This is a genomic window from Pseudomonas sp. G5(2012), from assembly GCF_000408945.1.
GTDB lineage: Bacteria > Pseudomonadota > Gammaproteobacteria > Pseudomonadales > Pseudomonadaceae > Aquipseudomonas > Aquipseudomonas umsongensis.
Map to the genome: position 1 here is coordinate 25,623 of NZ_APIO01000074.1, position 24,764 is coordinate 50,386.

Here is a 24,764-nt window from a genome sequence, read left to right on the forward strand (position 1 = left end):
AAATGCATTCCCCTGTGGGAGCGAGCCTGCTCGCGAAGGGGGGGGAGTTCAGCCAGCGAAAAACTCAATACTGCCCCGGCACATTCGGCCAAAGATCCGACACCAGGAACAACCGTTCCGCTTCCTCCCAATCGCCGTGGGCATTTTCCGTCAGGCGTACCAGCAATTGCGCCGGCGCCAAAGGCTCCAGATCGCTGAGCCAAGCTTGCAACTGTTCATCGTCCCAGGTCTGCTCCGCGGGATAGTGCGCCGGTGCCAGCCAGGCATGGCGGGGCAGGGGTTGCCAGCGGCCGGGCGGACTCCGTGCGAAAAACCTCGTCCAATCCTTTTGATGCAGCCAGCGACCGCGCAAGTGCTGTGGGTGCGCGCCACTGGGCGAGGCCGCCTGTCCCGGCCATGGGTAGAGCAAATAACCGCCCAACCACAAATGCGCGCTGAACTCCCGGATATCCAGCGCCGCCAGCACCTCGCGACTCTCGGCACGCGCGGAAATCGGCAATTGGTGCTGGCTCAGGTGGGCCAGTTTGCGGTCCAGCCGATCGTGGCAGCCCGGACCGAGCCACTGCGCGGTGTCGTGCCCGTCGCCGTTCTGCGGGCCGAGGTAGAGCTTGATCGCCAGTTCCAGGTGATGCACGCCGTCGCGATCGCGCAGCAGCAGGTCCAGCTCGCCCAGGGTGTGACCTTCGCGGCGGATCGGCATGTTGGCGGCAATCAACTCGATGCCGGGCGCATGCTGCACGGCAAACTGCCAAAGCCGTTCATAATAAAGGCCCAGGCGTCGGGTGCGGGCCTGGGCCAGCCAGTGCAGCAAACCGTAACTGTCCCGGTCGAGTTTTCTAAGCCAGGTTTCCAGGTGTTCCGGGGCCTGTACCCAGTCACTGCCAGCCAATGGATGTCTCTGCGGCCAGGGCGTGGCGCCGAGCATCGGCGGGGCGAGGATGACCCACGCCAGGTCGCGCACTTCGGGGTGGCGCAACTGGTGGGGTAACTGCAGCAAATCTGGAAATAGGATCATCTTGCGAGCATAGCCCGAATCGTGGGTGCACCTTGAGGCTGAAAGGATTTTGTCTATCTCGCGCTTTCACCCATAATCGTGTTTTTCGCCGTCGCAGGCCCCCGCGTCCCCATAGGAGCCCCATGGAGCAATTTCGTAATATCGGCATCATCGGACGCCTCGGCAGTTCCCAGGTGCTGGATACCGTCCGCCGACTGAAACGTTTTCTGCTCGATCGTCACCTGCACGTGATCCTTGAGGACACCATTGCCGAAGTCCTGCCGGGCCACGGTTTGCAGACCTCGTCGCGCAAGATGCTCGGTGAAGTCTGTGACATGGTCATTGTGGTGGGCGGTGATGGCAGTCTGCTTGGCGCGGCACGGGCGCTGGCCAGGCACAATATCCCGGTGCTCGGCATCAACCGGGGCAGCCTGGGGTTTCTCACTGACATCCGCCCCGATGAGCTGGAAATCAAGGTCGCCGAAGTGCTCGATGGCCACTATCTGGTGGAGAACCGCTTCCTGTTGCAAGCTGAAGTTCGTCGCCACGCCGAAGCCATTGGCCAGGGCGATGCACTGAACGATGTGGTGCTGCACCCCGGCAAATCGACGCGCATGATCGAGTTCGAGCTGTACATCGACGGCCAGTTCGTCTGCAGTCAGAAGGCCGACGGCCTGATCGTCGCCACGCCCACGGGCTCCACGGCCTATGCGCTTTCTGCCGGTGGCCCGATCATGCATCCCAAGCTCGACGCCATTGTGATTGTGCCGATGTACCCCCATACCTTGTCAGGCAGGCCGATTGTGGTCGATGGCAACAGTGAGCTGAAAATCGTCGTGTCCAAGGATATGCAGATATACCCGCAAGTCTCGTGTGACGGGCAGAACCACTTTACCTGTGCGCCCGGCGACACCATCACCATCAGCAAGAAAGCCCAGAAGTTGCGGCTGATCCACCCCCTCGACCACAACTACTATGAAGTGTGCCGGACCAAACTCGGCTGGGGCAGCAGGTTGGGTGGTGGAGGCGACTGATGCTCGATCCCGCGCGTAGCTACGACCTGATCGGTGACGTGCACGGTTGCGCTCTGACCCTTGAGCACTTGCTCGACCGGCTCGGTTATCACAAGCAAGCCGGCGTTTGGCGTCATGCCTCGCGCATGGCGGTGTTCGTCGGCGATATCATTGACCGCGGCCCACGGATTCGCGAGGCGCTGCACATCGTCCACGACATGGTCGAGGCAGGGCAGGCGCTGTGCATCATGGGTAACCATGAATTCAACGCCCTGGGCTGGGTAACCCCGGCATTGCCTGGCAGTGGCAAGCAGTTCGTGCGCGAACACACGCCGCGCCACGCTCGATTGCTGCATGAAACGTTAACCCAGTTCGAACATCATCCGGGTGACTGGCATGACTTCCAGCAGTGGTTCTATGAACTGCCGCTGTTTATCGATGCCGGACGCTTCCGGGTGGTGCATGCCTGCTGGGACGCCGGATTGATCGAGCCGCTGCGGGCATTGTTCCCCGATGGCTGCATCGACGAGCACTTCCTCCAGGCCTCGGCCGTGCCCGACAGTTTTGCCTGTACCGTGTTCGACCGCCTGTTGCGCGGCACCGACATGCGCCTGCCCCATGGCCTGACCATGACCAGCGGCGATGGCCTGACACGCTCGTTCTTCCGTACCAAATTCTGGGAAGACGATCCGCAAACCTACGGAGACATCGTGTTCCAGCCCGACGCCTTGCCCGACCCGGTGGCCCGAACGCCACTGTCGTCAACCGAAAAAAACAACCTGCTGCGCTACGGCGCCGACCAGCCGTTGCTGTTTGTCGGTCACTACTGGCGCAGCGGCAAACCGGCGCCGATTCGTCCGAACCTGGCGTGCCTGGACTACAGTGCGGTGCTCTACGGAAAACTGGTGGCCTATCGACTGGACCAGGAAACCCGGCTCGACCCGCACAAGTTTGTCTGGGTCGATGTCGAGCGACCGGAGGTGTTGCAATGAGCCGCGTCGCAGTCTTGCGCCTGCCGCTGGCGGTGGACCTGAGCGGGTTCGTCAATTTGTTGCAGCGCATGCAGGTGCCGCATCGGGTCAGCGAGGAAGCCGGTGAACAGGTGCTTTGGGTACCGGCCAACATCAGCGACGACGTGCGTGTGTTGTACGAGCGCTATCCCGAGGGCGATCCGGAGCACAAGCTCGATATCCCGATCGCGCAGTCGATTCGCCGGCCGAACTTCGCCGAGCAGGTACGCCATGGCAAAGCGACCGCGGCGGTGCTGTTGCTGAGCATGGTCGTCGGCGCGCTGACACTGCTGGGCGATAACCTGAGTACGTTGCGCTGGCTGACGTTTCTCGATTTTCGCGTGGTCGGCGAGTACATCCATTTTGTGCCATTGGCCGACAGCCTGGCAGCGGGGCAGTGGTGGCGCCTGGTGACACCGATGCTGATTCACTTCGGCTTCCTGCACCTGGCCATGAACGGCATGTGGTATTGGGAGCTGGGGCGTCGTATCGAATCGCGCCAGGGCAGTGTCAACCTCATCGGCCTGACCTTGTTGTTCAGCCTCGTGTCCAACTATGCCCAGTTCGTGTTCAGCGGGCCAACCCTGTTTGGCGGATTGTCCGGGGTGCTGTACGGCCTGCTCGGGCACTGCTGGATTTTTCAGGTTTTGTCGCCCAACAGCGCCTATCGCCTGCCCCGAGGGGTATTGGCGATGATGCTGATATGGCTATTGTTGTGCATGTCCGGACTGGTCTCGATGATCGGTTTCGGCGAAATAGCCAACGCGGCCCACGTTGGCGGGCTGCTCGTCGGATGCTTGACCGGTTTGTTGGGTGGTTTGTACAACCGCCGTAAACTGGCCGTCTAAAACTGTTATGTGATTCAAAGAGCGCGGAGACCCAATGTCCTCTTTTAACGAAATGATCAAGAACATCACCCCGGATATCTACCAGAGCCTGAAACTGGCAGTGGAGATCGGTAAATGGTCCGACGGTGGCAAGCTCACCGCCGAACAACGCGAACTGTCGTTGCAGGCGATGATCGCCTGGGAAATCAAGAACCTGCCTGAAGAAGAACGTACTGGCTACATGGGGCCGCAGGAATGCAGCTCCAAATCGATTCAAGTACCCAATATCCTGTTCAAGTCGGATGCCATCCATTGATCGAGATTGGCCGCGGTGCAATCAGTAAAATGTCGGCGCGCCTGGACGGGCCGAATGTGCAATATGCCTTTCGCCTGGGCGATCTCGAGGTGCCGGTCAATCCGTTGATCGGCACCACGGTGCGCCTGGAATACCTGGGGGCGATCCACTGCACCCATTGCGGGCGCAAGACCAAGACCAGTTTCAGCCAGGGCTACTGCTACCCGTGCATGACCAAGCTGGCCCAGTGTGATGTGTGCATCATGAGCCCGGAACGCTGCCATTTCGACGCCGGTACCTGCCGGGAGCCGGAGTGGGGCCAGACGTTCTGCATGACCGATCACATTGTCTACCTGTCGAATTCTTCCGGGGTAAAAGTCGGCATCACCCGCGCCACCCAGCTGCCGACCCGATGGATCGACCAGGGCGCCAGCCAGGCGTTGCCCATCATGCGCGTCGCGACCCGCCAGCAATCAGGCTTCGTCGAAGATCTGTTTCGCAGCCAGGTCGCCGACAAGACCAATTGGCGTGCCTTGCTCAAGGGGGACGCGGTATCGGTGGACCTGCCGCAGATCCGTGACCAGTTGTTCGACAGCTGCGCCGAGGGCCTGCAAGGCTTGCAGGAACGATTCGGCCTGCAGGCGATCCAGACTATTGCCGACGTCGAACCGCTCGAGATCCGCTTCCCGGTCGATCAGTATCCGGCGAAAATCGTCAGCTTCAACCTGGACAAGAACCCGATTGCCGAAGGCACGTTGATGGGGGTCAAGGGCCAATACCTGATCTTCGATACCGGCGTGATCAACATTCGTAAATACACGGCTTATCAGCTCGCCGTGCATAGTTAAGGACTCCAGCATGCGCACCGAACAACCGAAGATGATCTACCTCAAGGACTATCAGGCGCCTGAGTACCTGATCGACGAAACTCACCTGACCTTCGAGTTGTTCGAGGACCACAGCCTGGTCCATGCGCAACTGGTGATGCGCCGCAACCCCGAGCGTGGTCCGGGCCTGCCGCCGCTGGTGCTGGATGGCCAGCAGCTGGAGTTGCTGTCGGTGACCCTGGCCGACCGCGAGCTGGGCCTTGCCGATTACCAACTCACCGAGAATCATTTGACTCTGCAGCCGACCAGCACCACGTTCACTGTCGATACCAGCGTCAGGATTCACCCGGAAACCAACACCGCGCTGGAAGGCCTGTACAAGTCCGGCACGATGTTCTGCACCCAGTGCGAGGCCGAAGGCTTCCGCAAGATCACTTATTACCTCGACCGCCCGGACGTGATGAGCACGTTCACCACCACGGTGGTCGCCGAGCAGCACAGCTATCCGGTACTGCTGTCCAACGGTAACCCGATTGCCTCAGGCCCTGGCGAAGACGGCAGGCACTGGGCGACCTGGGAAGACCCGTTCAAGAAGCCGGCGTACCTGTTCGCGCTGGTGGCCGGTGATTTGTGGTGCGTCGAAGACACTTTCACCACCATGACCCAGCGTAATGTAGCGCTACGCATTTATGTCGAGCCGGAAAACATCGACAAGTGCCAGCACGCCATGAACAGCCTGAAGAAATCCATGCGCTGGGACGAAGAGGTCTATGGCCGCGAGTACGACCTGGACATCTTCATGATCGTCGCCGTGAACGACTTCAACATGGGCGCCATGGAGAACAAGGGCCTCAACATCTTCAACTCCAGCGCCGTGCTGGCGAAGGCCGAGACTGCCACCGACGCCGCGCACCAGCGGGTCGAGGCCATCGTTGCCCATGAATACTTCCACAACTGGTCGGGCAACCGCGTGACCTGCCGCGACTGGTTCCAGTTGTCGCTCAAGGAAGGCTTCACGGTGTTCCGCGATTCCGCCTTCTCCGCCGACATGAACTCGGCGACGGTCAAGCGCATCCAGGACGTGGCCTACCTGCGCACCCACCAGTTTGCCGAAGACGCCGGTCCCATGGCTCACGCGGTACGGCCGGACAGCTTCATCGAGATCTCCAACTTCTACACCCTGACCGTGTACGAAAAGGGCTCGGAAGTGGTCGGCATGATCCACACCCTGCTCGGCGCCGAAGGCTTCCGTAAAGGCAGCGACCTGTATTTCGAGCGCCATGACGGCCAGGCCGTGACCTGCGATGACTTCATCAAGGCCATGGAAGATGCCAATGGCGTCGACCTGACTCAGTTCAAGCGCTGGTACAGCCAGGCTGGCACACCTCGTTTGGCGGTGAGCGAGTCTTATGATGCTGCGGCGAAAACATACAGCCTGACCTTCCGCCAGAGCTGCCCGCCGACCCCGGACAAAGTTGAAAAACTGCCGTTCGTGATTCCCGTCGAACTCGGCCTGCTCGACAGCCAGGGCGGTGAAATTGCCCTGCGTCTTGCCGGCGAAGCGTCGGCACAGGGGACTTCCCGGGTCCTCTCGGTCACCCAAGCCGAGCAGACGTTCACCTTCGTCGACATCGCCGAACAGCCGTTGCCTTCGCTGCTGCGCGGTTTCTCGGCGCCAGTGAAACTGAGCTTCCCGTACAACCGTGACCAACTGATGTTCCTGATGCAGCACGACAGCGACGGCTTCAACCGCTGGGATGCCGGTCAGCAACTGTCGGTGCAGGTGTTGCAGGAACTGATCGCCCAGCAGCAAAAGGGCGAAGCGCTGGTACTGGATCAGCGTCTGGTTTCGGCCTTGCGTACCGTGCTGTCCGACGAGTCGCTGGATCAGGCGATGGTCGCTGAAATGCTGTCGCTGCCAAGCGAAGCGTACCTCACCGAAATCAGCGAAGTGGCCGACGTCGAGGCGATTCACACCGCCCGCGAGTTTGCCCGCAAGCAACTGGCCGATGCGTTGTTCGAAGGCTTGTGGCTGCGTTACCAGGCCAACCGCGACCTGTCGAAAAAGACCCCGTACGTGGCCGAAGCCGAGCATTTTGCCCGTCGCGCACTGCAGAACATTGCGCTGTCGTACCTGATGCTCAGCGGCAAGCCCGAAGTGCTGGCGGCGACGCTGGAGCAGTTCGACGCCTGCGACAACATGACCGAACGCCTGACTGCGCTCGCCGTGCTGGTCAACTCGCCATTCGAAGAGCAGAAAGCCAAGGCACTGGCCAGCTTCGCCGATCACTTCAAGGACAACCCGTTGGTCATGGACCAGTGGTTCAGCGTCCAGGCCGGCAGTGTGCTGCCGGGTGGCCTGGATCGGGTCAAGGCATTGATGCAGCACCCGGCGTTCAACATCAAGAACCCGAACAAGGTGCGGGCCCTGATCGGCGCGTTCGCCGGGCAGAACCTGATCAACTTCCATGCGGCGGATGGCTCCGGGTATCGCTTCCTGGCGGATCTGGTGATCGAGTTGAACGGCTTCAACCCGCAGATCGCTTCGCGCCAACTGGCACCGCTGACTCGCTGGCGCAAGTACGACAGCGCCCGTCAGGCGTTGATGAAAGGCGAACTGGAGCGCATTCGTGCTTCGGGGCAGTTGTCCAGTGACGTGTTTGAGGTGGTGAGTAAAAGCTTGGCTTGATGACCGTGTGAGCGAGTTTTTTCGCAACGGCTGTTGAAATACTGAAATGCCCGTATCTTGCGCTACGGGCATTTTTTTGTGGCTTATACGGTGCCGCGATTGAATGTAAGTTCCAGCGGGTTGAAGAGAGATCTGAAGAAGTCGTCGACTGTGCGGACGGCCATTTTGTCTTCCGAGGTCAACTGCGTCGACTTGAATCGCTCAATCATCTGTTGATCGATCGTTCGAATAGCTCTGACAACCGTTCCATATTTATCCGCATCTTTCGGATGGTCCGCAGTCAACTTATCAGCGAACGTCGCCAGGCAATCCAGAACCGAGGAAAAAAACGCATCCGGGTAGAGGCCTGCATTACTTGGTAGATAAGCAGTATTAAACAAGTAATTCAGCGTGGTGGAAAACTCGCGAATAATGGCGAGATTATCGGCGAGCGTGGTGTATTTGGCTTCATCACAGAACGGGAATGATTCAATCTGAAATGGCGTCTCGCTGTTTATCTTGAGTTGTTGGGCATAGGTGTAGGTTTGTCGAAACACCGCGGCGGGCGTACCGCTGACAATAACCGTGCCGAGTGGTTTTCCACCCTGAATGTCACGGTTGATGATGTCCGCGACGTTAATTGCGTTTTGACCGCTGTTGGTCGAGAAGGGGTCAACTGTGATCCGTTGTGGGGCGATGCCTTTTTCCATCAGCAACTCTTTAAAGCGGTCACCTTCTGTTTTGTTGGTCGCGATGGCATGGCGATCCGTCGTGCCGTGGCCACCGAAGCCGCTGGTAATAAAGTTGATGTGCTTGCTGTCCGCGAGTTTGTCGGCGATGTATGAGACGTAGGTTTCGTCGTTGTTGCCGTTCAATACTATGTAGCTGCCCGGCGTGTCATGGCTTTTTATCCAAACGGCCATGTCGCTCTTGGAAGGGCTGAGTGAAGTGACCTTGCTGTTGTCGACGGTCAAGGCAATCGGTGAGGTGAGTACTGATAGACGACCCTTTGTAGCGTCGCCCAAGCTGGACTGAATGCGTGTGGCCAGTTCTATCTGCGGTGAGTTGCCTGCAGGTTTTAGTTCAGCGAGTTCATGCCCTTCCTTGATCAGGTTGCGCATGGTGAGCGCGGTGTTCAGGATGGTTTTCGCATTGGCCAGAGTCTGTTCGAGTGACTTCGCCGCGCTGTCATTCGAATAAGGGCGCGCCACGGTGATTAGGCGTCCGGAGGTCAAGATATACCCATTGGGAACAGTGAATTGATTGAGCCGATTGTTCTTGGTCAGCACTAATTCAGCTTTTCCTTGGCATGCTTTATCCAACCCTTTTGAAACAGGTGTGGAGCCCGTTGGTTGGGAGCAGCGTTCGAGAGACTGAATGGATGAGGAGCCGTTTACCGAGGAAATCATTTCACGCCTTCATGGTTAGTAAATTTGAATCAAAATAGGGCGGGGGCAATTCGATATCTGTCAAAAAACGATCATGACTACAGTTCGGCGCTGCTGCTTTTGCTCTCGCATCGCGACGACTCTGTTCCTACGGGCGCCCCCCCGGTTGGCTTCGGTCCCGCCGCAGACGAATCACGCCCCGGTTTTTCCTCCGGTAACTGCGCAAGCGCCACAAACTCCTCTTATCCCTGGCAAACGAAATTCACCGCTTTCGCAATGGGTGTGGGGACTATCGGACGGTCGTTGTTTGCGAGAGGGCGGCTGGATGAGGCGCCAATTGGGGAAGGAATCATTTCTTGCTGTCCATGGGGAGTCAATGCGCGCCACCATAGGGGAACGACAAGTCGGCTTCTGACAAAAAACGCTCATCGATACAGTTCGCTGGACTGCGTGAATCAGCCTGGCTTGGTCCTGATGCCGCGCAGTGCCAGTCACTGCGCGGCGAACGGGTTACGGCAGCGAGAAAATTTTCGTGGCCAGTTCCTTGTCGATGTGGCCGCGATAAATGTCGATTTTCTGGTGAGCGTTTTGTGCCTTGGCCAGTGCCGTGGCATTGGTTTCAAAGCGCTGATCTTTGGTTTTCAGGCTGGCGGCGGTGTAATCGGCGTTGGCATCACTTGATGTTTTGTAATGAAAGTGCGCATACCACAATGGCCGATTGTTATTGTTCATCAGAACGTATTCCTGCAAAAAGTCCTGGCGTCCGGTTTTCAGTTGTATGCGTTCGCCGATTTTTTGCGGGTGAACCTCCTTGTGACGAAACAGATACTCCACGGCTTCGCTGGTAGGGGCTTGGGCCAGGGATATTTGGATACGCAGTTGCGTTGCTTTTTCCTTGATTGTTCCAGCCGTGAGCCGCAGGTCTTTGACGAGGTCGGCATCCTTCTGCGAGTTTGACGGTGCGTTTTCGTGGCGTTCCAGGCGGTCCGCATAGTCGATCAGATACTGAGCCGTGTTCTGCAAGCTCTCTTCGATTCCCTTTGGATGGCTCGCCCCTCGTGCGTAGCCCTCGAATTTGTGCACCAGCTCATCGATTTTCGCCAACGCCTTTCGAGCATCGCCCTTGAGTTGCGGGTAGGGAGTCACGCGCGCTTTCGGTGCGGTTTTACTCGCTTCGACGATTTCCACCCAGGCATTCGATTTATCTTCGCGGAACGAGGCCAGTGGCTGGTCTTCGAAAGGGCTTCTGACGTCGACAATGTTTGTGCCCTGATTGGCAACTCGAGCCCGAACCTCTCCGATCAATGTGCCTTTGACAGTGTGGATGACCCGCTTGCGGGAGGGCGATGTAGCGGGAAGTTCGGCTTTCGATGTCGGGGACGGCGTTTCAGCGCTCTTCAGTTCATCAGCCAGACGGAGCTCGGCATCGTCGCGCAACTGTCCAACGATTTCACACAGATGGGCGAACCGGTCCGGCTGCAATTCATCGGATCTCAGGATGCCAATACTGGTGAGCCCTACCATTGCGGTGTCGTAGTGTTTGACCAGGTTATCCAGTACGGCAATACGATCGTCGCTTTTATAGTGCTTTGAGATTTGAAGCTCAATATAGGACGAGAACAACAACTGCAGGGGTGCCATAACGTCAAGCAGTGCTGCTGACGTGTCGCTGCCAGGCTCCTTGGCGCCGAGAGAGGTCAAGGTGGTCAGTTGGCAGACCTTGGTACCCAGCACGCTAGCGTCATTATCGGGCCTGTTGCTGGTCAATCGCTCCCAGGCCTCGGCCCCGTGGTGCGACATCCCTTGAAGTTGGCGAAGACGGCTTCCCACCTCCGTATGAAGCTTGATCAGCGTTTCGTAGATTTCGCAGAGTTCACCCATGTATTCCAAAAAACCATCCACTACGACAGTACCTTCGGTTAGCAGGGCTGTAGCGAGCTGCACCTCATCACTATTGGAATGGGTGTAATTGCATTTAGCTGCGTCGATATCCAGGCTTTTAATGGTGATTTGCGCACGAGCATTGTTGATCAGTTGTTCCAGCAAGTCGCAACGTGTTTGAGCGGCGAAAGAATCCGGCCTCAAGCCCGTCATTTCCTCGATGAAGCCCAGCATCGTGACATCGCCTGCGCGTTGAGCGTGTAGCTCGGTGAGGTAAAGTTGTTTGAACTTTGCCCGTTCCTGTTCGGAGCATGACGGATCGTTTGTTTTTTTCTGCATGACGTTGTAGGTGACACCAACGCGTTTTTTCGTCTGTATCAGTTGCGGCAGCAACTCCTTCAGATCTTGCCTTAGCTCTTCGAAGCGCTGCTGCTTTTGCTCTCGCATCGCGACCACTCTGTTCTTACGGCCACCCCCGATTGGCTTCGGTCCCGCCGCAGACGAATCACGCCCTGGTTTTTCCTCCGGTGATTGCGCGAGTGCCACAAACTTCTCCTGTCCCTGGCAAACGAAATTCACCGCTTTCGCAATGGGTGTAGGGACTATCGGACGGTCGTTGTTTGCGAGAGGGCGGCTGGATGAGGCGCCAATTGGGGAAGGAATCATTTCTTGCTGTCCATGGGGAGTCAATGCGAGCCACCATAGGGGAACGACAAGTCGGCTTCTGACAAAAAACGCTCATCGATACAATTTGCTGGACTGCATGGATCAGCCAAACACCGGCATAGACCGTCCATGGATAACACGATCACCCGCGGTAATACCCGACCATTCACCCGGGACGCATCGACCCGCGGTTAACAAAACATAACGTGCCGTCGATTGTCAGCCGTCGAAAAACACCGATAGGATAAGCCAGCTTCCGAAGGGGCTCTGGATTGCGGGTTTCAAGACTATGCTTTTGAAACAGGACGTCCCGTGAGTACCCCTTTCGGCGCCCTGAAAGGTTGAACGACCTAACAATAATAAAGGGGGAAGGTCTATGAGTGAGCCTGTCATGGGTGTGGGTATCTGCCGCCCGCCGGCATTGCGCAAATTCGCGTTGCTGGCTACAGCGCTCTCGCTGTTGGGCTGTGCCGTGTGGTCAACATCGGTGCTGGCCGCTGACGCGCCAGCGTCCAACGTCGTTTATTCCGTTGAATCGGCCAAGGCCAGCAAAAGCCTGGTGCTCGATGTCGTACACGCTGGCAAGCGCCTGGTGGCCGTCGGGGATCGGGGGCACATTCTGTATTCCGACGACCAGGGTTCCACCTGGACCCAGGCCAAGGTGCCAACCCGCCAGCTACTGACTTCAGTGTTCTTTGTCGATGACAAGCACGGCTGGGCCGTGGGGCATGACGCGCAAATCCTCGGCAGCGCAGACGGCGGAGTCACCTGGACCAAGCAATTCGAAGATCTGAAACGCGAATCGCCGCTGCTCGACGTCTGGTTCCAGGACGCCAACAGCGGCTTCGCCGTGGGCGCCTACGGTGCGTTGATGGCCACCACCGACGGCGGCAAGAACTGGGAAGACGTCAGCGACCGCCTGGACAACGAAGACCAGTTCCACCTCAACGCCATCACGGCGGTCAAGGATGCCGGCCTGTTTATCGTTGGCGAGCAGGGCAGCATGTTCCGCTCGGCCGATTGGGGCCAGACCTGGGAAAAGCTCGAAGGTCCGTATGAGGGCTCGCTGTTCGGTGTGATCGGCACCGCGCAACCCGATACGCTGTTGGCGTATGGCCTGCGCGGCAATCTTTACCGCTCCACGGATTTCGGCAGCACTTGGGAGCAGGTCAAACTCAAGGCTGAACGCGGTGATCTGGAATTCGGCCTGTCCGGCGGTACATTGCTTGACGATGGTTCCATTGTGATCGTCGGCAACGGCGGTTCGGTGATCAGCAGCAGCGACAACGGTGAAACCTTCAGCGTCTTCAACCGTCGGGATCGTATCTCGCTCTCATCGGTCGTCGCCGCAGGGAATGGCAATCTGATTCTGGCTGGACAGGGCGGCGTTCGCGCCACTTCGCCAAATGGCGCTGAGCTGGGCAAATGAGCCGGGTTAATAATAAGAAGGCGTAGTCATGACATCCTTAAGCACCCATCATCAGGACAAGGCGACGTTTCTTGAGCGCCTGATCTTCAATAATCGCCCGGCAGTGATTTTCATCTGCCTGCTGGTCAGTGTTTTCCTGTTCTGGCAGGCGACGCTGATCCGCCCGTCCACCAGCTTCGAAAAAATGATCCCGCTCGAGCATCCGTTCATCCAGAAGATGATGGAGCACCGTAACGACCTGGCGAACCTGGGCAACACCGTCCGCATTTCCGTGGAAGCCACCGACGGCGACATCTTCTCCAAGGAGTACATGGAGACGTTACGCCAGATCAACGACGAGGTGTTCTACATCTCTGGCGTCGACCGCTCCGGCCTCAAGTCGCTGTGGAGCCCGAGCGTGCGCTGGACCGAAGTGACGGAGGAGGGCTTTGCTGGGGGTGAAGTGATCCCGCAGAGCTACAACGGCTCCCAGCAAAGCCTCGACCTGTTGCGTAACAACGTGCTCAAGTCCGGGCAGGTCGGGCGCCTGGTGGCCAACGACTTCAAGTCGAGCATCGTCGACATCCCGCTGCTGGAGTCCTACCCGGACCCGCAGGACCAGGGCAAGTTGCTGGCATTGGACTATCGCAAGTTCTCCCACGAGCTGGAAGATAAGATCCGCGACAAGTTCGAGAAACAGAACCCCAACGTGAAGATCCATATCGTCGGTTTCGCCAAGAAAGTTGGCGACCTGATCGACGGCCTGGTGATGGTTGTGATGTTCTTCGGTGTTGCCTTCGTCATCACCCTGATCCTGCTGTACTGGTTCACCAACTGCATGCGCAGCACAGTGGCGGTATTGAGTACCACCCTGGTGGCGGTGGTCTGGCAGTTGGGGTTGATGCACTTCTTCGGCTTCGGGCTCGATCCCTACTCGATGCTGGTCCCGTTCCTGATCTTCGCCATCGGTATTTCCCACGGCGTGCAGAAGATCAACGGCATCGCCCTGCAATCCAGCGAGGCGGAAAACGCCTTGACGGCGGCGCGGCGCACTTTCCGCCAGCTGTTCTTGCCAGGGATGATCGCGATCCTCGCCGATGCGGTGGGCTTCATCACGCTGCTGATCATCGATATCGGTGTGATCCGCGAGCTGGCCATCGGTGCTTCCATCGGTGTGGCAGTGATTGTGTTCACCAACCTGATCCTGTTGCCGGTGGCGATTTCCTACGTCGGCATCAGCAAGCGTGCCGTGGCTCGCAGCAAGAAGGATGCGATCCGCGAGCATCCGTTCTGGCGGCTGTTGTCGAATTTTGCCAGCGCGAAGGTTGCACCGGTTTCGATTTTCCTGGCGCTGGTCGCCTTTGGCGGTGGCCTCTGGTACAGCCAGAACCTGAAGATCGGAGACCTCGACCAGGGCGCGCCGGAATTGCGTCCGGACTCGCGCTATAACAAGGACAACAACTTCATCATCAGCAACTACTCCACCAGTTCCGACGTGTTGGTGGTGATGGTCAAGACCAAGGCCGAAGGCTGCTCGCGCTACGAAGCCATGGCGCCGATCGATGAGCTGATGTGGAAGATGCAGAACACCGAGGGCGTGCAGTCGGCGATCTCGCTGGTCACCGTGTCCAAGCAGATGATCAAGGGCATGAACGAGGGCAACCTGAAATGGGAAACCCTGTCGCGTAACCCGGACGTGTTGAACAATTCCATCGCCCGCGCCGATGGCCTGTACAACAACAGCTGTTCATTGGCACCGGTGCTGGTGTTCCTCAACGATCACAAGGCCGAAACCCTGGACCGTGCGGTGCATGCGGTGCAGGAATTCGCCAAGGAACACAACACCGAGAACCTGGAGTTCATCCTGGCTGCCGGTAACGCGGGCATTGAAGCGGCCACCAACGAGGTGATCAAGAAGTCCGAACTGACCATCCTGATCCTGGTGTACATCTGCGTCGCGGTCATGTGCATGATCACCTTCCGTTCCTGGGCGGCGACCTTGTGCATCGTGTTGCCGCTGGTGCTGACGTCGGTGCTGGGCAACGCCCTGATGGCCTTCATGGGCATCGGCGTGAAGGTCGCGACCCTGCCGGTGGTGGCGCTAGGGGTGGGGATTGGCGTGGACTACGGCATCTACATCTACAGCCGCCTGGAAAGCTTCCTGCGTGCCGGCCTGCCGTTGCAAGAGGCGTACTACCAGACGCTGAAATCCACCGGCAAGGCCGTGCTGTTCACCGGCTTGTGCCTGGCCATCGGCGTGTGCACCTGGATCTTCTCGGCCATCAAGTTCCAGGCTGACATGGGCCTGATGCTGACCTTCATGCTGCTGTGGAACATGTTCGGTGCGTTGTGGCTGCTGCCGGCACTGGCGCGGTTCCTGATAAAACCGGAGAAGCTGGCGGGGCAGAAGGGTAATTCGCTGTTTGCTCACTGATCCCTGGTTGAAACAAAAAAGCCGCAACCTCAGGGTTGCGGCTTTTTTTTGTGCGTGAAGATCAAAAGATCGCAGCCTGCGGCAGCTCCTACAGATGTACATCATTCCCCTGTAGGAGCTGCCGCAGGCTGCGATCTTTTGATTTTGCTTTACGAGGGATCGCTACCCAGCACCACATTCAGCGCACTACGCGCATCGTCCAGTTGCACCAGCGTTGCATGCCGCGCACCCAGCGCATCGCGGTTTTCGATGGCCGTGAGAATCGCCTTGTGCCGCGGCAACGCCAGCTCATGCAGGTTTGGCCGCTGATTGGAATGCTTCAACGCTTCGGCAATCGCTACCGACAGCATGTTGCACAGGTTGGCCAGCAAGTCGTTGTGGGTGGCGTCGGCTATACGGCTGTGGAAATCCAGGTCCGGTTGCAGCAAGGCTTCCGGCGTCGGTGCCGCCTCCATGCGCTGGTAGGCTTCACCGATGGCGGCAATGTCCGCGTCGGTGGCGAACTGCGCGGCGAGGGCGGCGGCGGCCGGTTCGATGATGCTGCGCACACTGGTCAGCAGGTCGAAGAACTGGTTCTGCGGGCTGCTTTGCATCAGCCAATGCAGGACGTCCGGGTCGAGCATGTGCCATTCCTTGCGCGGCTTGACCACCGTGCCGACCCGCGGACGGGAATAGACCAGGCCCTTGGCGACCAAAACACGGGTGGCTTCGCGCAACACCGGCCGGCTGACGGCATACTCCTCACAGAGCAGGGCTTCGGCGGGCAGTTTGTCGTCCGGCAGGAAACGTCCCGAGACGATCTGCATGCCCAGTTCCTGGACGATGCGCGAGTGCATGCTTTTGCGGTCGGAGGGTTTGCGGTAATCCATGGGGAACGGCGCGGTCCTGTGCGATGGCGATGCCGCGCATGATAACAGGCGCGGCAAAGTCTTGAAGTGATCGTTCCCACGCAGAGCGTGGGAACGATCAGGGGGAGGGCAACGGAGTCAGTGGGAGTGGCGGGGTACCTCGGCGCCTCGGCAACCGACCAGGAAGTCAAAGTCACAACCCTGATCCGCCTGCAACACATGGTCGATGTACAACTGGCGATAGCCGCCCACCAACAATTGCTGTGGCGGCTGCAGGTCGGCCATGCGCGCCGCCAGTTCGGCATCCGGGATGTCCAGGTGCAGGCGACCGCTGGCGCAGTCGAGTTCGATCCAGTCGCCTTCCTTCACGGCTGCCAACGGACCGCCAGCCGCTGCTTCCGGGGCGACATGCAAGACAACGGTGCCATACGCGGTACCGCTCATGCGCGCATCGGAAATGCGCACCATGTCGGTCACGCCCTGGGCCAGCAGCTTGGCCGGCAAGCCCATGTTGCCGACTTCGGCCATGCCCGGATAACCCTTCGGCCCGCAATTCTTCATGACCAGGATCGAGTTGGCATCCACGTCCAGTTCCGGATCGTTGATTCGTGCCTTGTACATGTCGAAGTTCTCGAACACCACGGCTCGCCCGCGATGCTGCATCAATTCGGGTGTGGCGGCGGAGGGCTTGAGCACTGCGCCCAGTGGCGCGAGGTTGCCGCGCAATACGCAGATCCCGCCGTCGGCGCGAATCGGGTTGTCGAGGGTGCGGATGACCTCGTCCTCGCCATAGATCGGCGCGTCCTTGGTGTTTTCGCCGATGGATTTGCCGTTGACGGTCAAGGCATCGGGATTCGGGATCAGGTTGGCTTCGCCAAGGCGGCGTAATACCGCTGGCAAGCCACCGGCATAGTAGAACTCCTCCATCAGGAAGCGCCCGGACGGTTGCAGGTCGACGATGGTCGGCATGCCGCGACCGATGCGGGTCCAGTCGTCCAGGTCCAGCTCCACGCCGATGCGGCCGGCGATGGCCTTGAGGTGAATCACGGCGTTGGTCGAACCGCCGATGGCGGCGTTGACCCGGATGGCATTTTCGAAGGCTTCCTTGGTGAGGATCTTCGACAGCTTCAAATCCTCGCGCACCATCTCCACGGCACGCATGCCGGACATGTGCGCCAACACATAACGACGAGCATCCACGGCGGGAATCGCCGCGTTGTGGGGCAGGGAGGTGCCCAGTGCCTCGGCCATGCAGGCCATGGTCGAGGCGGTGCCCATGGTGTTGCAGGTGCCGGCCGAGCGCGACATGCCGCCCTCGGCCGCGAGGAAGTCGTCGAGGGTGATCGTGCCGGCCTTGACCTGTTCGCTCAGTTGCCAGACCACGGTACCCGAGCCGATGTCCTTGCCTTTGTGCTTGCCGTTGAGCATCGGCCCGCCGGTGACGACGATCGCTGGCACGTCGCAACTGGCCGCGCCCATCAGCAATGCCGGGGTGGTCTTGTCGCAGCCGGTCAGCAGTACCACGCCGTCGATCGGGTTGCCGCGAATGGCTTCCTCCACGTCCATGCTCGCCAGGTTGCGGGTCAGCATGGCGGTCGGGCGCAAGTTGGATTCACCGTTGGAGAACACCGGAAATTCCACCGGGAAGCCTCCAGCCTCGATCACTCCGCGCTTTACGTGTTCCGCGATCTGGCGGAAGTGCGCGTTGCACGGGGTCAGTTCCGACCAGGTGTTGCAGATGCCGATGATTGGCTTGCCATGGAACTGGTGATCGGCGATGCCCTGATTCTTCATCCAGCTGCGGTACATGAAGCCGTTCTTGTCGGCGGTGCCAAACCATTGGGCGGAGCGCAGGGTGGGTTTCTTATCAGACATGATCGATTCTCTTATTGTATGACTATATTGTTCGAGCTGAGGCGTAACATAAGCGCAAATTCGCCTGTTTGGAAGTGTTGTTGGATAAATAGTATTACTATATAGTCGTTTTCAGCGGAGGGATGGCCCTGACGGTTAGCCGTGAGAGGCGTCCCCCGAGGTTCTATAAAAACAACAATCGGAGACCGATCTCATGAGCCAGGAATTGCGGCTGATCCGCCGCATCACACTGAAACTGATTCCCTTCCTGATCCTGCTGTACCTGATCGCCTACGTGGATCGCTCCGCAGTGGGCTTCGCCAAACTGCACATGGGCGCCGACATCGGTCTCGGTGATGCGGCGTACGGGTTGGGCGCAGGGCTGTTCTTCATTGGCTATTTCCTCCTGGAAATCCCCAGCAACCTGATGCTTGACCGTTTTGGCGCACGACGCTGGTTCGCCCGGATCATGGTCACCTGGGGCGCCATTACCATCGGCATGGCATTCGTCCAGGGGCCGAACAGCTTCTACCTGATGCGCTTTTTGCTCGGTGCGGCGGAAGCCGGGTTCTTTCCTGGCGTTCTGTACTACATCACCCAGTGGTTCCCGGTGCGCCATCGCGGCAAGATCCTGGGGTTGTTCATCCTGTCCCAACCCATCGCGATGATGATCACCGGGCCCGTGTCCGGCGGGCTGTTGGGCCTGGATGGCGTTCTTGGCCTGCACGGCTGGCAGTGGCTGTTTATCGTCATCGGCACCCCGGCGATCCTGCTGACCTGGCCGGTACTGCGCTGGTTGCCGGATGGCCCGCAACAGGTGAAGTGGATGGATCAGGCCGAAAAGGACTGGTTGAGCGGCGAACTGCAAAAAGACCTGCAGGCATACGGCCAGACCCGCCACGGCAACCCGCTGCACGCGCTCAAGGACAAACGCGTGTTGCTGCTGGCGCTGTTCTACCTGCCAGTGACCCTCAGCATCTATGGCCTGGGCCTGTGGCTGCCGACCCTGATCAAGCAGTTCGGCGGCAGCGACCTGGTGACCGGGTTCGTGTCATCGGTGCCCTATGTCTTCGGGATCGTTGGTCTGCTGATCATCCCGCGCAGCTCCGATCGATTGAATGATCGTTATGGTCACTTGGCGGTGCTGTATGTGTTGGGCGCCATCGGCTTGTTCCTCAGCGCCTGGCTGACGTTTCCGGTACTGCAATTGATTGCGCTGTGCCTGGTGGCGTTCGCACTGTTTTCCTGCACGGCGATTTTCTGGACCTTGCCCGGGCGCTTCTTTGCCGGCGCGAGTGCGGCGGCGGGGATTGCCCTGATCAACTCGGTAGGCAATCTCGGCGGCTACATCGGCCCGTTCGTGATCGGCGCGCTCAAGGAATACACCGGCAACCTGGCGTCGGGGCTGTATTTCCTGTCCTGCGTGATGGTGTTCGGCCTGGTGTTGACCGGCGTGGTGTACCGCCAGTTGGAGCGCAAGCATGTGTTGCCGGCGGATGAGTTTGCCGCCAGTGCGCGTGGGGCTACCCGTACTTGAGGATTCACAACGATCTCCTGTGGGAGCGAGCCTGCTCGCGAAGGCGCAGTGTCAGCCAACAGATAGGTTGGATGTGATGACCTCTTCGCGAGCAGGCTCGCTCCCACGGGGACCTTCGTTGGATTTGAGATTTGTCACAGGAGAAAAATCATGCGTTTGGTTCAGTTCGAATTGAGTAACGGCGAGCGCCGTGTCGGCGTGGTCGAGGGGGCGCAGGTCCTGGAAGTTCGTGAGGCACGCACGGTTCGCGACCTGGCGCTGGCAGCGATCCAAGCAGGCCTCAATCTGGAGCAACAGGTGCAGAGCCTGGGGCTCGGCATCAGCCACGACTATGCTGGACTGCTGGCGCAATTGCGCATCCTGCCACCGCTGGATCACCCGGATCCTGCGCACCTGCTGGTCAGTGGCACTGGCCTGACTCACCTGGGCAGCGCGTCGGCCCGGGACAAGATGCACCAGCAGGCCGGTGACGAAGCCGCGATGACCGATACGATGCGCATCTTCAAATGGGGCGTGGAAGGCGGCAAGCCTGCGGCCGGTCAGGCGGGCGTGCAGCCGGAATGGTTCTACAAGGGCGATGGCAGCATCGTTGTGCGCCCCGGCCAGCCATTCCCCTTGCCACCGTTTGCCGAAGACGCCGGTGAAGAGCCTGAACTCAGCGGCCTTTATGTCATCGGTCACGACGGCAAGCCGTATCGCCTTGGCTTTGCAGTCGGCAACGAGTTTTCCGATCACGTGATGGAGCGCAAGAACTACCTGTACCTGGCCCATTCGAAACTGCGCAGTTGCAGCTACGGTCCGGAGCTGCGGGTTGGCGAGCTGCCGCAACACCTGGCCGGCACCAGTCGCATCCTGCGCGACGGCCAGGTGCTGTGGCAGAACGAGTTCCTCAGTGGTGAGGCCAACATGTGCCACAGCCTGGCGAACCTTGAATTCCACCATTTCAAGTACAGCCAGTTCCTGCGTCCTGGGGACGTGCACATTCACTTCTTCGGTACCGCGACCCTGTCCTTCGCTGACGGCATTCGCCCACAACCGGGCGATGTGTTCGAGATCAGCCAGGGCGAATTCGGCGCGCCGTTAATCAATGGCATCGTTGCGGTCGATGCGGCGTTCGAACCCGGCACTGTCGGCACTCTTTAAGGAATTTCCCCATGCTTCGAATTCTTGGCCACAACTACATCGGCGGCCAGCGCAGTGCGCTGGGCAGCGTCAAATTGCACAGTGTCGACGCCGAGACAGGCGAGGCGTTGCCCCACGATTTCACCCAGGCCACGCCGCAAGAAGTCGATGCCGCCGCCAAGGCCGCCGCGCAGGCGTATTCGGCTTATCGCAATCTGAGCGCGGAGCGTCGCGCAGAATTTCTCGATGCCATCGCCAACGAACTGGATGTGCTGGGCGATGAGTTTGTCAGCCTGGTGTGCCGCGAAACGGCATTGCCGGCCGCACGGATCATCGGTGAGCGTGGCCGCACCAGCGGGCAGATGCGCTTGTTCGCCAATGTGCTACGGCGCGGCGATTTCTACGGGGCGCGCATCGATCAGGCGCAACCTGAGCGCCAGCCCTTGCCACGTCCCGACCTGCGCCAATACCGTATCGGTCTCGGCCCCGTTGCAGTGTTCGGAGCCAGCAACTTCCCCTTGGCGTTTTCCACCGCCGGTGGCGACACGGCATCGGCCCTGGCTGCCGGTTGCCCGGTGGTGTTCAAGGCCCACAGCGGCCACATGGCCACGGCCGAGCAGGTGGCCGATGCGATCATCCGTGCGGCAGAAAAAACCGCGATGCCGGGCGGCGTGTTCAACATGATCTACGGCGGCGGAGTCGGTGAAGCGCTGGTCAAGCACCCGGCCATCCAGGCGGTGGGCTTTACCGGTTCGCTCGCGGGTGGTCGGGCGCTGTGCGACATGGCAGCGGCACGCCCACAACCGATCCCGGTGTTCGCCGAGATGTCGAGCATCAATCCGGTGATCGTGCTGCCCCAGGCACTGCAAGTGCGCATGGAGACCATCGCTCGCGGCCTGTCGGCTTCGGTGGTGCAAGGCTGCGGTCAGTTTTGCACCAATCCTGGCCTGGTAATGGGTATCCGTTCGCCGCAGTTCACTGCTTTCCTCGAGTCACTGGCGGACATGATGGCCGATCAACCGCCGCAGACCATGCTCAACGCCGGCACGCTGGGCAGCTATGCACTGGGCTTGCAAAAGCTCCTTGACCATCCCCGTATCGAACACCTGGCGGGTAAACCGCAACAAGGGCGTCAGGCGCAACCGCAATTGTTCAAGGCCGATGCCAGCTTGCTGATCGAGGCTGATGAAGTGCTGCAAGCGGAAGTCTTCGGCCCGACCACAGTGGTCGTCGAAGTGGCGGATCAGGCGCAACTGAGCGCCGCGTTGAACGGTCTGCATGGTCAATTGACCGCGACGATCATCGGTGAGCAGGCCGATTTCGAGCAGTTCAGCGAACTGACGGGGTTGCTGGAGCAGAAGGTCGGGCGAATCCTGCTCAATGGTTATCCGACCGGCGTGGAGGTCTGCGATTCGATGGTGCACGGCGGGCCGTATCCCGCGACCTCGGATGCGCGCGGCACGTCGGTAGGGACCTTGGCCATCGACCGTTTCCTGCGCCCGGTGTGTTTCCAGAACTACCCCGACAGCCTGCTGCCGGATGTGCTGAAGAACGCAAACCCGCTGGGTATCCAGCGCCTGGTGGATGGCAAGCCGACTCGCGATGCCCTTTGACATGATCGTTCCCACGCTCTGCGTGGGAATGCAGCCCGGGACGCTCTGCGTCCCTTCCAGAGCCGAACGCGGAGCGTCCGTTCAGGCGTTACCAAGGGGACCGTGGGAACGATCAGTCGATCATCAGGTGCATGAGCTATCATTGCGTTTTTCCCATTCAAAGATTGACTGCCATGACTGCCGTAACAGATACCTTGCTCAACGCCCTCGAACATTGCGGGATGGTGGAAATCGACGGGCTGCACGCCTTCGAATTCGCCCTCGATGTCGACGACAACCTGCACATCGAATGCATGGACGGTCGAGCGGCCAGGCACTGGGAATTCACCCCGGCACAGATCCAGGCCGCGACCTTTGACACCACAGAGCAGAATTGGCTGATCCGCGATAACGTCGGCGAACACCGTCTGGTATGCCTCGGCGACGTCATCAGCGGCGACAACGACGACGATGATGATCAACAGGATGCGTAACGTCTGGCCACTGCTGATCGCCGGCAGCCTCGGCGCGATGGGCGTCCAGGTGGCATCCGCCGATAACTATCAATTGCTCGTGGGTTCCTACACCGCCGGGCAAAGCCAGGGTATCTACCGGCTTAACTTCGACAGTGCGACCGGGCAGATCGACGCCAGGCCGCTGCAAGTGATCCAGAGCGAAAACCCGTCCTGGCTGACCCTGTCCAGGGATCAGCAGCGGGTGTTCGTGGTCAACGAAAATGGCCCGGGCCAGACCGATCCGGTCGGGCGGGTCAGCAGTTATGCCATCGACCCCAAGACCCTGGTACTGACCCTGATCAATCAGGTACAGAGCCTGGGCAACGAGCCAACGCATTCGAGCCTGAGCCTTGAAGCGAGCCACTTGTTTGTCAGCAACTACTCGGTGGCTGAAGATCCGGGCGGCACCTTGGCGGTGTTGCCGGTGGCGGCGGACGGCTCGTTGAAGCCGGTGGTGCAGATGAGTAGCCATCCGGCCAGCCGGGTCAACCCCGAGCGGCAGATGTCGGCGCACGTGCACGCGACGATACCGTCGCCAGACGGCCAATACGTGTTTTCCAACGACCTGGGGGCGGACAAGGTCTTTGCCTACCGCTTCGACCCAAAGGCCAATCCTGACTTGCCGTTGACCCCGGCAACACCGTCGTTCGTGCAGCTGCCGCCCGGTAGCGGGCCGCGCCATCTGCTGTTCAGTGCCGATGGCAAGCACGCCTGGCTGACCATGGAAATGAGCGCGCAAGTGGCGGTGTTCGATTACCGCGACGGCAAGCTTGAGCAAACCCAGTTGGTCGATCTGGCTGCCGGTCAGCCCGTTTCGGACAAGGCCGCCGCTGCCTTGCACGCATCCAGGGACGGCAAGTTCCTGTATGTCAGCAACCGTGGTACGGCCAACCAGCTGCTGGTGTTCGCCATCGACCCGGCGACGGGGCATCTCAAGGAACTGCAAAGGCGCCCGGTAGAGGGCGATCATCCACGGGAGTTCAGCCTCGATCCGAGCGGCAAGTTCGTACTGATCGCCAATCAGAAAAGTAACCAGATTGTCGTCGTCGAGCGCGATGCCATCACCGGCTTGCTGGGTAAAACCGTGCAAAAACTGCCGATGGATGCACCGAGTGACCTGAAATTCATGGTGCGTCAATAGGCCGCAGGCTCCGGTTGATGGGGCCTGCATCCTTCTATCAATGAGGGTGATATCTGTAAGTGTCACAAAGCATTTCAGGCTGATAACCCTCGAGGGTTAAGTTTGCTTCACGGCCCCACCGGGCAAGCAAGCCAACTGACTTCGAGGAATATCCGCATGAACTTCAATCTCTTCTCCGTAATCGCCGCTTCCGCCATTTCCGCCACCGTGGCCCTGCCAGCCAGCGCCAACGTTGAAATCAGCGACAAGAAAGCCCACGCCCAGAGTTACACCCAGAAATACCTGCAACAGAGCGCCAACTTCTACGCCGCCCTGGATCACAAAACCCAGCACTGAAAGACCCGACCAGCAGCCTTTTATGCAGGAGCGAAGTCACTTGCCGATCGAAGCCCAGGCAGCGAAAGGCGTTGAAGTGATGTCGCTCCTGCATAACGCGTTTGCGACAATATCATTTAGCCATCGATGTAATGCTTGATATCAGGTGGCCATATCTCTAAATTTGACGCTGATTTTTTGACTCCTCCTTCTCAAGAAAAGGATTGCCAAAATGACGATGCGTCTTGCCGTGGTGCTGTTGTTCCTCTATTCGACCCCGATCCTGTCTGCTGCCGACCCCATTCCCGGCGAACCCGACGCTGCGCGCGAGCGCATGATCAGTTTTATTGAAGACTGAGATAGACTGGCTCAATGATCAACGAAGTTGATATTTGCTATGCATCAGACTCGTTGGTTACCGCTGCTTTT

20 protein-coding genes are annotated in these 24,764 nt (G+C 59.3%); 15 read left to right on the forward strand and 5 right to left on the reverse strand.

What is annotated here, in order from left to right; genetic code table 11:
* Window positions 1-64 precede the first annotated feature (64 nt).
* The gene (locus tag PG5_RS21840) at window positions 65-1,015 is read right to left on the reverse strand and encodes a DUF1853 family protein (RefSeq protein ID WP_020799296.1); all 951 of its coding nucleotides are present in this window, start codon (window positions 1,013-1,015) and stop codon (window positions 65-67) included.
* Between the two features lie 122 nt (window positions 1,016-1,137).
* Between PG5_RS21840 and PG5_RS21845 the strand changes: the two genes are divergently transcribed.
* From PG5_RS21845 to pepN, 6 genes are read left to right on the forward strand one after another with little or no spacing between them, the layout of a single operon-like run.
* Window positions 1,138-2,028, forward strand: a complete 891-nt coding sequence (locus tag PG5_RS21845) for an NAD(+) kinase (protein ID WP_020799297.1) — start codon at window positions 1,138-1,140, stop codon at window positions 2,026-2,028.
* Entirely contained in the window at window positions 2,028-2,999 is a 972-nt protein-coding gene (locus PG5_RS21850; protein WP_020799298.1) for a metallophosphoesterase, read from the forward strand. Before PG5_RS21845 ends, PG5_RS21850 begins: the two co-directional genes overlap by 1 nt.
* The gene (locus PG5_RS21855) at window positions 2,996-3,865 is read left to right on the forward strand and encodes a rhomboid family intramembrane serine protease (RefSeq protein ID WP_020799299.1); all 870 of its coding nucleotides are present in this window, start codon (window positions 2,996-2,998) and stop codon (window positions 3,863-3,865) included. The genes PG5_RS21850 and PG5_RS21855 overlap by 4 nt, the downstream gene beginning before the upstream one ends.
* A gap of 34 nt (window positions 3,866-3,899) precedes the next feature.
* Window positions 3,900-4,160, forward strand: a complete 261-nt coding sequence (locus tag PG5_RS21860; RefSeq protein ID WP_020799300.1) for a YeaC family protein — start codon at window positions 3,900-3,902, stop codon at window positions 4,158-4,160.
* Window positions 4,157-4,987 (forward strand): DUF2797 domain-containing protein, encoded by an 831-nt coding sequence (locus PG5_RS21865; protein WP_020799301.1) that lies wholly within the window; start codon window positions 4,157-4,159, stop codon window positions 4,985-4,987. Before PG5_RS21860 ends, PG5_RS21865 begins: the two co-directional genes overlap by 4 nt.
* Before the next feature lie 10 nt (window positions 4,988-4,997).
* Window positions 4,998-7,655, forward strand: coding sequence for an aminopeptidase N (pepN, locus tag PG5_RS21870; protein WP_020799302.1), 2,658 nt, complete (start codon window positions 4,998-5,000; stop codon window positions 7,653-7,655).
* Between the two features lie 83 nt (window positions 7,656-7,738).
* Here the strand turns inward: pepN and PG5_RS21875 are convergent, their stop codons facing one another.
* Complete coding sequence (locus PG5_RS21875; protein ID WP_081648182.1) at window positions 7,739-9,043, reverse strand: ElyC/SanA/YdcF family protein; 1,305 nt, start codon at window positions 9,041-9,043, stop codon at window positions 7,739-7,741.
* A gap of 489 nt (window positions 9,044-9,532) precedes the next feature.
* The gene (locus PG5_RS21880; RefSeq protein WP_256228596.1) at window positions 9,533-11,449 is read right to left on the reverse strand and encodes a hypothetical protein; all 1,917 of its coding nucleotides are present in this window, start codon (window positions 11,447-11,449) and stop codon (window positions 9,533-9,535) included.
* A gap of 496 nt (window positions 11,450-11,945) precedes the next feature.
* On the opposite strand from PG5_RS21880, the gene PG5_RS21885 reads away from it, so the two are divergent.
* Both PG5_RS21885 and PG5_RS21890 read left to right on the forward strand, forming a co-directional pair.
* Window positions 11,946-12,998, forward strand: coding sequence for a YCF48-related protein (locus PG5_RS21885; protein ID WP_020799305.1), 1,053 nt, complete (start codon window positions 11,946-11,948; stop codon window positions 12,996-12,998).
* Window positions 12,999-13,026: 28 nt separating this feature from the next.
* On the forward strand, window positions 13,027-15,411 hold the full coding sequence (locus PG5_RS21890) for an RND family transporter (protein ID WP_020799306.1): 2,385 nt from the start codon (window positions 13,027-13,029) through the stop codon (window positions 15,409-15,411).
* Between the two features lie 149 nt (window positions 15,412-15,560).
* Here the strand turns inward: PG5_RS21890 and PG5_RS21895 are convergent, their stop codons facing one another.
* A complete protein-coding gene (locus PG5_RS21895; protein WP_020799307.1) occupies window positions 15,561-16,280 on the reverse strand; it encodes a FadR/GntR family transcriptional regulator in 720 nt (239 codons plus the stop codon).
* Window positions 16,281-16,397: 117 nt separating this feature from the next.
* Window positions 16,398-18,134: an IlvD/Edd family dehydratase gene (locus tag PG5_RS21900; protein WP_020799309.1), complete on the reverse strand. Its 1,737-nt coding sequence runs from the start codon at window positions 18,132-18,134 to the stop codon at window positions 16,398-16,400.
* Window positions 18,135-18,327: 193 nt separating this feature from the next.
* Here PG5_RS21900 and PG5_RS21905 point away from each other — a divergent pair, with 193 nt between their 5' ends.
* The 7 genes from PG5_RS21905 to PG5_RS35010 all read left to right on the forward strand — a co-directional run bounded on the left by PG5_RS21905 (window position 18,328) and on the right by PG5_RS35010 (window position 24,693).
* Window positions 18,328-19,650: an MFS transporter gene (locus PG5_RS21905; protein ID WP_020799310.1), complete on the forward strand. Its 1,323-nt coding sequence runs from the start codon at window positions 18,328-18,330 to the stop codon at window positions 19,648-19,650.
* 150 nt (window positions 19,651-19,800) lie between these two features.
* Entirely contained in the window at window positions 19,801-20,793 is a 993-nt protein-coding gene (gene araD1, locus PG5_RS21910) for an AraD1 family protein (RefSeq protein ID WP_020799311.1), read from the forward strand.
* A gap of 11 nt (window positions 20,794-20,804) precedes the next feature.
* The gene (locus PG5_RS21915; protein ID WP_020799312.1) at window positions 20,805-22,385 is read left to right on the forward strand and encodes an aldehyde dehydrogenase (NADP(+)); all 1,581 of its coding nucleotides are present in this window, start codon (window positions 20,805-20,807) and stop codon (window positions 22,383-22,385) included.
* 131 nt (window positions 22,386-22,516) lie between these two features.
* Entirely contained in the window at window positions 22,517-22,858 is a 342-nt protein-coding gene (locus tag PG5_RS21920) for a DUF5629 family protein (RefSeq protein WP_042955632.1), read from the forward strand.
* The gene (locus PG5_RS21925; RefSeq protein WP_020799314.1) at window positions 22,851-24,020 is read left to right on the forward strand and encodes a lactonase family protein; all 1,170 of its coding nucleotides are present in this window, start codon (window positions 22,851-22,853) and stop codon (window positions 24,018-24,020) included. Before PG5_RS21920 ends, PG5_RS21925 begins: the two co-directional genes overlap by 8 nt.
* Before the next feature lie 156 nt (window positions 24,021-24,176).
* Complete coding sequence (locus PG5_RS21930) at window positions 24,177-24,356, forward strand: hypothetical protein (protein WP_020799315.1); 180 nt, start codon at window positions 24,177-24,179, stop codon at window positions 24,354-24,356.
* 211 nt (window positions 24,357-24,567) lie between these two features.
* Window positions 24,568-24,693, forward strand: a complete 126-nt coding sequence (locus tag PG5_RS35010) for a hypothetical protein (RefSeq protein WP_020799317.1) — start codon at window positions 24,568-24,570, stop codon at window positions 24,691-24,693.
* Window positions 24,694-24,764: the final 71 nt, after the last annotated feature.